Source organism: Companilactobacillus ginsenosidimutans (assembly GCF_001050475.1).
Classification (GTDB): Bacteria; Bacillota; Bacilli; order Lactobacillales; family Lactobacillaceae; genus Companilactobacillus; species Companilactobacillus ginsenosidimutans.
The window spans coordinates 2,058,145-2,069,767 of the sequence record NZ_CP012034.1 but is presented as its reverse complement, the minus strand read 5'-3'; the positions used below and the strand labels follow the sequence as shown (position 1 = coordinate 2,069,767).

Below are 11,623 nucleotides of genomic sequence, written 5' to 3'. Positions count from 1 at the left end.
ACAATTATATTGTTAGTATATTTAAAAAACATCAAGTTGAGTAGTACTTCAATATTTCATTAACCTAAATTTTTTCCAAAACACGAAAAAAGCCTCGTATCTACAATGTAAATACAAGGCTTCATTATTCTAATTATTTAAGTGTTGCGTATGTGTCCATTACCCATTCGTTTGTTGAAACACGGTAATATGTGTGTCCGTTGTAACTCTTTGTTTGATCAGTTGCCCAACCTGTTCCGTTTGAAAGTCCACGGTTAGAGTTCTTCATTGAACCATCAGCATTGAATGCAACTAATGGTGTTGCATAACTGCTCTTGTTATTAACAACGATTGTTCTTGTACTATCTGAAGGTGCTTGGGTAGCATTTTCAGTTGAACCTGAGTCGTATTGAGTCAAGTTGTATGTTTGGATAACGCTGTTCAATGATGAAGCGTAGTTAGGTGCAGTGGCATATCTACCTTGCAACCATGCTGTAGCATCTTGATATGAACCTGTGTTTTCTTTCCATGTACCACTGTAATATGATGAATCCCAATCTACACCGTTGCGTAGCTTGTTACCATTATCTTTGAATGATTCATAGAAGCTTGGGTATTTTCTAAAGTTAGCATAAATTGAATACCAGCCTTGGCTAGCACTCCATTCACTTGTTGGCATTGATACATAGGCACCATTGTAGTCACCCTTGATACCAAACAAGTTGTTTCCTTGTGTTGCTAGGTCTGATTGACCCCAAGCACTTTCAAGGATAGCTTGTGCAAGCATAACTGATGCATACAAACCATATTCAGCAGCAGCTTTTTGTGCCATTGGTGCAGCCATTGCTAGAAAAGCTTGTTGTTGATCACTTGTAGCAGCAGTTGCTGATGATTGAACAACGGCTTTAAGTGCATTATTTGCTGAAGGAGCCTCTGAGGCAGCTTGAACACTTGCTGATGTTGTTGAATGAGCAACAGAAGTATCGGCTTTCTTTACGCTTGATCCAGCGATAACATTTGATTTGTTTCCAGAATTTGAGTTAGCGACTGCTGATGCGTCTGTTGATGTTGTTTGAACTTGTTGAGCGTTATCCGCAGCTGATACGACAGTAGGTGCGGCAACTGATGCAAGTGTACTTAGTACGACTGTACTAGTTAAAAGTAACCTCTTATAAGACATTTGGTTTCCCCCTAAGGATTTATCTACTAGAACTAGACTACTATTTCGGTCTAGGGTATTCAATGCAACTCAGTCAATTGTAATAAGAATTAAACATTTCTGTAATCAATCTTAATTATTATATCGTTAGCTATATAACAATTACGAAAAATCATATTTTTTTAAAATATTTTGGCATTATTTACAAACAGTATTAAACTTTTTATATATTATTACGTATGGCGCTAGCTATTAAGATTTCCGATTAATTTTTTATAGTAATTCAAATAATTTTTAGAGCTAGAAATACTGATTTTTTCAAAAATTGTATAATCGATTGATTGAACAGAACCAGTCGGAAGAGCTGAGAAATATTCGAAGGCAGTGAAAGTGGCGTTAGGGCGGCGAACCACGCCACCCTTACACCACCGGGCGAGTTTGGAGACTTACCGATTTATGGTAAGTCTTCAAACCGAGGGTCGAGACCTTGGCTCGGGCCGTCCCGCACAGCCGAAGAATATTTCTCAGCTCTGCAGACGGCAACGTAACACAACCACAAGGGGATAAAATGGCAAGTTTACGACTTTTTAAAGAACAGAATAACAACTTCTGGCATCGATGGTGGACCTACTCACAAATCCTAATCATCGTCGATATTTTAATTAACTTAATATTCATTCCAATACTAAATTTCTTAATAGATACAATCCTAGAAACTAATCACATTGGATACATTTCATATACAAATATACCCAATTTATTAACCCACAAATCATTGGCAATGTTCGAACTAGTGTTGCTACTGCTGTTCATAATGATATTAGTCTTTGCACAATTTGCAGCAGTCTTTATCAGTTTCCGAGCAATCCGCTCTGATTTAAGCCTCCGATGGATCGATTATTTACACGAATTATGGCATCAAATTTGGCCAATTCCCTATAAAACGTTCGGATTCTTCCTATTATATTTCTTACTAATAATTCCATTCGGAGGAATTGGACTATATACACCGCTCTTAAATAAAGTCCAAATTCCAACTTTCATAACCGACTGGTTATTCCAAGAACATCTCCCATTTGGAATTTTACTGACAATTATCTACCTAATTATTTTCTATATTGGTATACGTTGGATTTTTGTCTTGCCTACAATGATTTTTGAAAAAATTGGTGCACGGCAAGCAATTAAGAAAAGTAATGCCGCAACCAAAGGCAAACTTCTACATTACCTAATTTACTTAGCAATATTATCGGTAATCGTCGTTGTAGCAACTTGGATTATTTTTGGGATAATTCTCGGTATTCAATGGGCATTCGACCAACTACAAATCATGGCAAAATCAGCAGCCGTTGTAAATTTAACGATAGTACAAATTATTAATGCAGCCGCCGGCTACTATTTCTCAGCTATGATTGCCTTATTGATGATTTCTAATTCTTCTGCACTTGTTGCAGCACCAAATGCTCAAAGACGGAAAGCCCGTCGTTGGCCATGGTTCTTTATTATGGCTGTCGTGGTTTCAGGTTTTGCCACATATGGTGTCCTTTACTTTAACGATTTGCTTCTTTCAAAACCACTCGCAATTTCACATCGTGGTGTTGACGATGGCAATGGCGTTCAAAATACAATTTCTTCACTCAAAACCACCAGCAAAGAAAAGCCTGATTACATCGAAATGGACGTACAGGAAACCAAGGATCATAAGTTCATTGTGTTGCACGATAACACTCTGAAAACTTTGGCAGGCATCGATAAGGGACCAAAAGATATGACTCTAGCAGAACTCCAACAAGTCACTGTTCATGAAAATGGCAAGTCAGACCATCTTGCAAGTTTCGACGATTATCAAAATGAGGCGACAAAGTTACATCAGAAATTGCTAGTTGAATTCAAACGAACTCCTTCCACCAAATCTGATTTTGTCCAAAAGTTTTCTAACCGCTATGAAACTAAATTACGCAAAAATCACGATATGATACACTCACTTGATTATAATTTTATTCAACAAAGTAAATCGAACATGCCCAGAGTCCCCGCTGACTATATTTTGTCGTTTAATTTATCTGGCGTCCCACGTTCAAAAGCAAACGGATTTACCATGGAGTACACGACTTTGAATGATACATTCATCGATGATGCCCACTTCGAGAAAAAGAAAGTTTACGCATGGACGGTAAACGGCACAAATGATATGGATAAAATGATTTTCCTAGGTGCCGACGGAATTATCACCGATAATCTATCTGATTTACAAAATGAAATCGATGCAAACTTTAATACTAAAGATTATGCACTCAGAATTTATAACTATATTGTCACAATGCAAGATCCAACAAGATAGTTAAAGAGGAATCGACATTAATGTTGATTCCTTTTTTTGCGTTTAAGATCCATTAAACTAACTCTCAAATATCATTGATTATGATACCGTTTTCTTAGATAATCAAAGTGTTAATAAATTCGTATTTATGGGAGGAATAACATGAAACAACTCAGTCTTGGAGAGACAAATTGGCAAGTATCCGAAATTGCCTTTGGTGCATGGAGAATGGACGCATTGTCTGTTGACAAAGCAGTTAAAGCAATCGAAACTGCGTATGATTGCGGTATCAATTTCGTGGATAACGCCGATATGTATGGAAAAGGTGAATCCGAGCAACGCTTTGGCGATGCACTTAAACAAAGCAGCGTTAAACGTGAAGATTTATACATCCAAACTAAAGCTGCCATCGTTCCAGGTAAGAAATACGATTTTTCTAGAGAACATATTATGAATGCAATTGATGGTAGCATGAAACGTCTTGGCGTCGACTACTTAGATTCATTCCTACTCCATCGTCCAGATCCACTAATGGAGCCAGAAGAAGTAGCCGATATTTTCGACGACTTACAACAAAGTGGAAAAGTTAGACACTTCGGAGTTTCAAACTTTAATCCACAACAATTTTTACTTGTACAAGAATCACTCAATCAAAAATTATTAGTCAACCAAGTGCAATTCAGTTTGATGCACACAGGAATGATTGACCACGGAATTCACAGTAACATGGCTGACGACCGTTCAATCAACCACGACGGAGAACTAATCGAATTTTCTCGTCGCATGGGTGTAACTCTACAAGCTTGGTCACCATTCCAATATGGAATGTTCGAAGGAGTTTTCATCGACAACCCAGACTTCCCTGAATTGAATGCTGAGCTACAAAAGCTTGGCGAGAAATACGGTGTGTCGAAAAATGCGATTGCTGCAGCTTGGATTTTGCGTCACCCTGCTAAGATGCAGGTTATTATTGGTACAATGAACCCTAAACACATTATTGATAGTTGTCAGGCTGCTGATATCGAGCTGACACATCAAGAGTGGTATGATCTCTATTTTGCCGCCGGGAATGATTTGCCTTAAATTTTGGGTTTGTGGTTCACTGCCGCCTGGAGGTTCCGTACTGCGGGGGCGGAACGCCATGGGTTGAAAAGTTGCCATAGAGCGGTCAACTTTTACAACCTTTCACTAACCTCGGCTTTATGGCCGAGCTAAGTGAAATCTCACGGCTGGCTCCCCGCAGTACTCCACCTCCATGCCAGATAGTGCAATCTAAGGCAAGTTTGCTATTTTATGTTTTTCTTGTCGTTGATGTCTACACAGAGGTTCTCGGTTCAAGTGATAAGATCAAAAAACTAAATAAATAAGGGTAGATGAAAATTTGATTTTTCATCTACCCTTTTTATATTATTAATTGATTAGACCAACTTACAAATACATAATTGTGAAAAGAACAAAGGCATGTCTCACTAACTGCCCGTTACTTTTCGGCAAGTAAGAAAACAGATGCTCTATTTAGATGGAGAGAGAAAATCGATTTGGCCTCAGTGGTGAAGTTTGTGTTGGTTGGGGAACTATCCCAACCTACTCAAAGGCCGAGTTTGAAGACATTTCGAACTGTGAAATGGTTTCAAATCGTGCCCACCACGTTCCAGGCCACAAAATCGATTTTCTCTCGGAATCGGAATCCACACCCCTACTTCTCCTTATCCTCTGTTTTAGCACTTTCAACAATAGCAGACCGCGAAGTTCGGGAGACTTGCCATGCGGTGATTGGAACTGTCAAGATAACACCAATCGTACATACAACAGTGGTCAACACTTCTGCTCCAAAAATCTTATCATTAACAATATCACCAAAGTTAAACCGTAAAGTATTCATCAAGAAAAACAATGGAAAAGTCGTAGCAAAAAAATTGAACAGCAAAGTATTAGTCTGTGTGCTCAAAATTTTGTTTCCGACAGAAAAACCGTCATCGAACACTTCCTTATTAGTTAGCGTTGGTTTACTCAAAACAATCTCATTCAATCCACTAGTAATTGCCACGCTTGTTTCAGAAATAACTCCCAAACTGTTAACAATAATCGTCGCAATCGCTAATTGTGGGAATGATACTCCTGCCGCAAGTGAGAATCCTTCTAACTCTTCTTGATCCTCTACACCCATCCCTTGTGTGCTTGACCAATATAAGATTGGAATGGTGATTAGCAGGATTACTGCTGTAATAATGATTGACGTCTTAAATGAAATATTAGCGGTGACAGAATTTTCCACATTCATATAAATTGCGACAATTAAAATTATGACAGAAACAATGGCGGTGGTGATTATGACGTTGAAACCGTCTGCTATCAAAATCAATAATGCGATGATAGCTATTATGTTGATGCCCAATCCGAGCAACAATGACAGACCACGGGTTCCGGTTACTATTAACAATAAAATTATAAAAGCTATTAATAAGTACATCATCAGTTTGCCCTCCTTGCTACCATGTGGCTGGCGATGAAACTAGTTGTCGGAACAGTTAAGACAATTCCGATGGCACTGATAATTAATTGTGTCACACCTAGGCTCAAGGTCATGTCTAGCGTATATCCGACTGAGTTTCCGTTAGTTAGATACAACATTACCAAGTTCAAGTTTTCGGCAAAAACGATGAACAGTAGGATATTGATCAGTGGTCCAACTAGCTCGCGTCCGATTGACATACCGGCTTTGAACAAGGCAGTCTGTTTAACATCTGGAACTTCTTGTTTCATCTCGATTAACGAGGATGAAATATCCATTGTTTCATCAAGAATGACACCTAACACACTGAAAATAACTTGCGAAATGAACACCGCAAAATACGGCTGTAAATCGTATTCTGTCATTTCAAAATGGATGTTGCTATTATTGGAAAGATTTAGCAAAAATACACTCAGCAATAAGGCTGCGGTCGTTGCCATCAACGTACTCAAGAATGCCATCAAGGCGTCTTGCGTTGGTCCCAAAATTATTATTAACGCAACTGCAGCAATGAGAATAGCTGTTATGATGGTCAAAACTACCAACAGACTATCCTTAGATTTAATCAAAAACTGCATGAACCCGTAAAAAATTACGATATTTATTGCCACACTTGAAAATAGTTTAGCCCTCGTAAATTTCATGCAGAATAGAAGAATCACGACTAGTCCAATCGCAAATACTAAAACTGCATCCCTTTTAGTACTTTGAATGGAGTAAACATTTTTCGAAGTCTTAGCAACGAAAACTTGTTGTCCAACTTTATATTTTTCATCAGTCAACTGCGACTGTGTGTAACTATTGGTGATTTTAACTGACTTACCTTTTTGACTTCCATTAGCAAAGTGGCCCTTCACAATTTGGTCAATCTGATAATCAGTGTTTTTGTATTCATCAGTATTTTTAGTCTTACTCTTTTGAGTAACTTGTTCAATTTGAACGATTGGTTTCTTATATAACGGCGCATCAAAATATGTTGCAGCGGTTGCCACAAACACTAATATGACGGCTATTAGTATTTGAAATCGACGTGTTTTCCACATAATCTCTAGTCACCTTTCGATATCCTTACTATAATATCATTTATCATATTAGTGGATTAATTTTTCGTTATCAGTAATTACCTAATCGGGAATAACCATTTTGGGAGTTGACAATTAAGCGTTTTTGAAATAAAGTTTTTTTATCAAGAAGTTTGGAGATTGTACATTATGAAAAATAATTCTCTTAACATTTTAGCTGGTTGGCAAAGCCGATAACTCAGGTTAATCCGATAAGGATATGACCTGAATAGGATCATATCCATGTCGGCTTATTAAATATTCGTTAATTAAAAGCCCACATGGATTCAAAAAGCCATGTGGGTTTTGTCATCTAAAGGCAGCCCTGTGCAAGGACTGTCTTTTTATATAGGGGGAACATCATGAAACATACCAAGAGATTGTACGGAACACTCGTATTCTTATTTGCATTCCTAGTATTCGCATTTTTCTACGTCGGACATGCACAAAATAACAATAAAAATAAAATTCCTAAAGTTGGAGTCTTACAGCTCTTATCACATCCAGCCTTGGATGAAATCAACCGGGGACTTGATGATACTTTGAAGAAGAACGGCTACGAAAATGGTAAGAACATCCACATCATTTTCCAAAATGCCCAAGGGGATCAAAGTAACCTTCGAACAATCAGTAAACAATTTGTCGAAGATAATGTCGACGTTGCCGTTGGTATCGCAACACCTTCAGTCCAATCACTGAAAAATGCCACATCAACAATCCCAATCGTCATGGGCGCCGTAACTGACCCCAAAGGCTTCGGAATCGTGCCAAGTAACAGCCATCCAGGTGGCAACATCACCGGAATTTCCGACCAAGCACCACTCGCTGATCAATTCAAACTAATGAAGCAAATCATGCCAAACATGAAACGCCTCGGAATAATTTACACATCCAGTGATATGTCAGCCACCACTGAGACTAAAAAAATGAAGAAACTCGCATCAGCTCAGGGCATAGACGTCACAGTTTCCAGCATCAGCAACATTAATGATTTGGAACAAGTTTCAACTAATCTTTCTCAAAACGTCGACGCCATCTTCGTCCCAACTGACAACACAATTGCGAGTGGTATGAAATTATTATCAAGCGTCGCCGCAAAACAAAATGTTCCTATCTTCCCTGCCGCCGATACGATGGTAAAAGATGGAGGTCTTGCCACCCTCGGATTGAGTCAATATGAACTCGGTCAAAAAGCTGGTGAGGATGTTGTTAAAATTTTGCGTCACAAAGCAAAAGTCGGCGACATTCCTGTTACCTTCATTAAGAAAGGCCACTTAATCATCAATGAAAAAATGGCCAAGAAACTTAACATCACATTCCCAGATTCAGTAATTCAAAAAGCTCAAAAAGAAGGAAGGATAATCAAATGAATCTAATCGTCTCAACAATTAGCCAAGGTTTAATCTGGTCAATTATGGCCATCGGATTGTTTATTACCTTCCGAATTCTCGATTTTCCTGATATGACCGTTGAAGGCGCTTTCCCACTCGGTGCCGTCACAACTGTAATGTTCATACAACGCGGAATGAACCCCGAATTAGCAATGTTAATTGCCTTTATCTTCGGATGTTTAGCTGGTTTCATGACTGCATTCATGTATGCCAAAATGAATATTCCGAGTTTGCTAGCAGGTATCTTAACAATGACAGGACTTTACTCAGTCAATTTAAGGATTTTGGGAAAAGCTAATATGTCATTAACTAAGCCAACCAACGTCTTCAACCAATTTGGTTTAGACAAATTACCCACAAACTTCAACGGAATTTTCGTTGGAATAATTTTGTTAGCAGTAATTATCTTCCTATTAACACTCTTCTTGAACACAGAAAAAGGACAGGCCCTCATCTCAACTGGTGACAACGAAACAATGGCTGCATCCCTTGGTATCAATACAACTTCAATGAAGTTCATCGGTATCATGATTTCAAACGGAATCGTAGCCTTAACAGGTGGATTAATTGCTCAACAAAACGGATTCGCCGACGTCAACATGGGTATCGGATCCATTGTTATCGGACTTTCAGCCATCATCATTGGTGAAGTGATTTATCCAAACGTTCCATTAAGTATTCGTATTATTACTATAGTAATAGGTAGTATCGTGTACCGCCTAATCCTAATGATCGTGCTCCAACTAGGATTCAACACCAACGACTTGAAACTAATTTCAGCCATCATCTTGGCACTATGCCTTGCCCTACCAACAATTCGTGAGCAATTCTTCCGTGCCTTTAGAAATGGGGTAAAAACCAAATGAAACCAATCATGGAAATAGATAACGCCGTTAAGACAATTTATAACGACAATCAAAATTTAAATATTTTAGATGGTATCAACTTAAAAATTTATCCCAAAGACTTCATCGTAGTCCTAGGAACAAACGGTGCCGGCAAGTCCACACTGCTTGACGCAATAACCGGCGCCAATTCCATCACTTCTGGAAAAATTTTATTGAACGATGATGACATCACTGGAAAAAATTTAGCTAAACGAAGTAAATTTATTTCACGTGTCTACCAGGATCCCAAATTAGGAACATCTCCAAGGATGACAGTAGCTGAGAATTTGCTCTTAGCAAAACGCCGCGGACTCCCTCGCAGGTTACGTTTACGTCATCTAAAAGACAACATGGAATCATTCGAAAAATTAACCGCAGACCTACCCACATTGGATAATCGTCTAAACACATTTACCGACAATCTATCAGGTGGTCAACGCCAAACTTTGAGTTTTCTAATGGCAATCATTCAAAAACCAGAGTTGCTGCTATTGGATGAACATACTGCTGCGCTTGACCCTCAAACTAGTCAGGAACTTATGGAGTTAACTGACAAAACTGTTAAGGATAAAGAGCTTACTTGTTTGATGGTTACGCATAACTTGAGCGAAGCTGTTAAGTATGGCAATCGATTGATTGTTTTGAAAAAAGGTAAGATTATTTTGGATCTTGATACTGAGGCTAAGGCTAAGTTGAAAGAAGAAGATTTACTCGAGTATTTCTAAATATGCCGTCTCCGTTCAGGACCGGGGAAAATCCTGCTGTGTGGGACACTTTGAGCCTAAGTGCGGTCTCAAAGTTCGATATGAAGCCTTGCAAAGTTCATGCAAGTCTCCATATCGCCCTGTACTGTAAGTGCTAAAGCACTAACAGTACTTTCACTGCTGGATTTCCCCGGTCCTGAACTCCGACTTATCTATCAATCTCACTGTTATATACATTAATAAATCCAACACAAGGAATCACAATTATGATATTGTGGTTCCTTTTTTATTGGAGTTAGTATGTATTTGGATGATTCAACGTTCCAGAAATACTCTCATACATTTGAATTTTATTACTGCAATCTAAATCAAATTTGTAGATATAACCATTATTTCCGAAGCTATTTATTTTGCCCAGAACATAAAATGAGAAAATCGCAGGTACAGAAAGATTTCACTAAGACCATCACCAATGCTAATTAAAATTATCAACACTGCATTATTGGCAAAACCCAGCCGGAGGTCGAAAACGTTGAGGCCAGCAGTGAAAGTAGTGTTGGCGATTTATCGAATACAGTACTGGACGACTTTTAAGACTTGCGAACCATGCAAGGCTTAAAATCGAGCCCCGAGACCTCGGCTCGGGTCGGTCCCACAGCGGCCTCAACGTTTTCGACCGCAGGCGGCATATCCCCACCGTATATATTTATTTTCAACAAATTAATATATAATAAAAGTTAACTTGTTTGGAAGGTATACAAAATGAACTCAACTGAAAATTTGACTGTTAACATCGTGAATATCATCTGGAGCTTTGACTCTAACTCAGAAAAAGTCATGGTCTTATTAATCAAAAACTCCCGAGCTCCATATACCGATAAATGGGGCCTTCCAACGACCCTATTACGAGTCAACGAAAACGCTGAAGAGGCCTCTCTTCGTTTAATCCGGGAAAAAATTGGCATCGATCTCCCCAATTTTTATACTGAACAATTGGAAACTTTCAGTAATGTTCATCGCAGTTTAGACAAACGTGAGATTGCTTTGACTTATATGACCTACTTACCTTCCATGCCCGACTTAACACCTGGATACGGTGCTAAGGATGCAGCATGGTTTGCTGTCGATTATGATCAAACTTCTTATGTTTTGAAATATCAAAACTTCGTATTTCACACTTTGGCCGATACAGTCTCCGAAAATGATTTTTATCAAAAAGTTGATCAACTTGACGCATCAAAAAATTTAATCTCTGACCATTCCCTTATTTTGCGAGAAGCATTTAAACGTGTTACTAATCGTCTAGATTATCTTCCAACTATCCTTTTGATTTTAGGGGATAGTTTTACTCTGAAAAAAGCACGTGAAGTATACGCAACTTTTAATAAAAGATCTGTCAATGAAATCGACAATTCCAATTTCCGAAAAACGCATGGGCATTTGTTTTCTGAAGTTGGATTTGAGCATGGAAAAAGCGGCCGTCCTGCTAAACTTTACAAATTAGCTCAAATTCTTGACCCTCGATAAGACTAATGGTAGTCTTTTTTTATGTTAATAAAGGTAAAAAGTACCTTTAATAATTAAATAAATATAAAATATAATTTTTTGGG

General features: G+C 38.3%; 9 protein-coding genes. 6 read left to right on the top strand and 3 right to left on the bottom strand.

Annotation, left to right across the window (positions count from 1 at the left end; translation table 11 throughout):
* Positions 1–133: 133 nt before the first annotated feature.
* The gene (locus ABM34_RS13520; protein ID WP_048705552.1) at positions 134–1,159 is read right to left on the bottom strand and encodes a glycoside hydrolase family 73 protein; all 1,026 of its coding nucleotides are present in this window, start codon (positions 1,157–1,159) and stop codon (positions 134–136) included.
* Between the two features lie 547 nt (positions 1,160–1,706).
* Between ABM34_RS13520 and ABM34_RS10365 the strand changes: the two genes are divergently transcribed.
* Both ABM34_RS10365 and ABM34_RS10360 read left to right on the top strand, forming a co-directional pair.
* Positions 1,707–3,479 carry a glycerophosphoryl diester phosphodiesterase membrane domain-containing protein gene (locus ABM34_RS10365; RefSeq protein ID WP_048705550.1) on the top strand — a complete coding sequence of 591 codons (1,773 nt, stop codon included), beginning with the start codon at positions 1,707–1,709 and terminating at the stop codon, positions 3,477–3,479.
* Positions 3,480–3,620: 141 nt separating this feature from the next.
* The gene (locus ABM34_RS10360) at positions 3,621–4,541 is read left to right on the top strand and encodes an aldo/keto reductase (protein ID WP_048705549.1); all 921 of its coding nucleotides are present in this window, start codon (positions 3,621–3,623) and stop codon (positions 4,539–4,541) included.
* Between the two features lie 613 nt (positions 4,542–5,154).
* On the opposite strand, the gene ABM34_RS10355 is transcribed toward ABM34_RS10360, so the two are convergent.
* Together ABM34_RS10355 and ABM34_RS10350 are read right to left on the bottom strand one after the other, a co-directional pair.
* Complete coding sequence (locus ABM34_RS10355; protein WP_048705547.1) at positions 5,155–5,931, bottom strand: YibE/F family protein; 777 nt, start codon at positions 5,929–5,931, stop codon at positions 5,155–5,157.
* Entirely contained in the window at positions 5,931–7,013 is a 1,083-nt protein-coding gene (locus ABM34_RS10350; RefSeq protein ID WP_048705545.1) for a YibE/F family protein, read from the bottom strand. The genes ABM34_RS10355 and ABM34_RS10350 overlap by 1 nt, the downstream gene beginning before the upstream one ends.
* Before the next feature lie 380 nt (positions 7,014–7,393).
* Between ABM34_RS10350 and trpX the strand changes: the two genes are divergently transcribed.
* The 4 genes from trpX (at position 7,394) to ABM34_RS10330 (ending at position 11,540) form a co-directional block, all read left to right on the top strand.
* Positions 7,394–8,401, top strand: a complete 1,008-nt coding sequence (gene trpX, locus ABM34_RS10345) for a tryptophan ABC transporter substrate-binding protein (protein ID WP_048705544.1) — start codon at positions 7,394–7,396, stop codon at positions 8,399–8,401.
* On the top strand, positions 8,398–9,288 hold the full coding sequence (locus ABM34_RS10340; RefSeq protein WP_048705542.1) for an ABC transporter permease: 891 nt from the start codon (positions 8,398–8,400) through the stop codon (positions 9,286–9,288). Before trpX ends, ABM34_RS10340 begins: the two co-directional genes overlap by 4 nt.
* Positions 9,285–10,034, top strand: coding sequence for an ABC transporter ATP-binding protein (locus ABM34_RS10335; RefSeq protein ID WP_048705541.1), 750 nt, complete (start codon positions 9,285–9,287; stop codon positions 10,032–10,034). The genes ABM34_RS10340 and ABM34_RS10335 overlap by 4 nt, the downstream gene beginning before the upstream one ends.
* A 741-nt stretch (positions 10,035–10,775) precedes the next feature.
* Positions 10,776–11,540: an NrtR DNA-binding winged helix domain-containing protein gene (locus ABM34_RS10330; RefSeq protein WP_048705539.1), complete on the top strand. Its 765-nt coding sequence runs from the start codon at positions 10,776–10,778 to the stop codon at positions 11,538–11,540.
* The last annotated feature ends 83 nt before the right edge of the window (positions 11,541–11,623 follow it).

Coding starts and splice junctions, on each gene's coding strand:
- ABM34_RS10340 (WP_048705542.1), top strand. CDS start 8,398: ATGAATCTAATCGTCTCAACAATTAGCCAAGGTTTAATCTGGTCAATT.
- ABM34_RS13520 (WP_048705552.1), bottom strand. CDS start 1,159: ATGTCTTATAAGAGGTTACTTTTAACTAGTACAGTCGTACTAAGTACA.
- ABM34_RS10355 (WP_048705547.1), bottom strand. CDS start 5,931: ATGATGTACTTATTAATAGCTTTTATAATTTTATTGTTAATAGTAACC.
- ABM34_RS10330 (WP_048705539.1), top strand. CDS start 10,776: ATGAACTCAACTGAAAATTTGACTGTTAACATCGTGAATATCATCTGG.
- ABM34_RS10360 (WP_048705549.1), top strand. CDS start 3,621: ATGAAACAACTCAGTCTTGGAGAGACAAATTGGCAAGTATCCGAAATT.
- ABM34_RS10335 (WP_048705541.1), top strand. CDS start 9,285: ATGAAACCAATCATGGAAATAGATAACGCCGTTAAGACAATTTATAAC.
- ABM34_RS10350 (WP_048705545.1), bottom strand. CDS start 7,013: ATGTGGAAAACACGTCGATTTCAAATACTAATAGCCGTCATATTAGTG.
- trpX (WP_048705544.1), top strand. CDS start 7,394: ATGAAACATACCAAGAGATTGTACGGAACACTCGTATTCTTATTTGCA.
- ABM34_RS10365 (WP_048705550.1), top strand. CDS start 1,707: ATGGCAAGTTTACGACTTTTTAAAGAACAGAATAACAACTTCTGGCAT.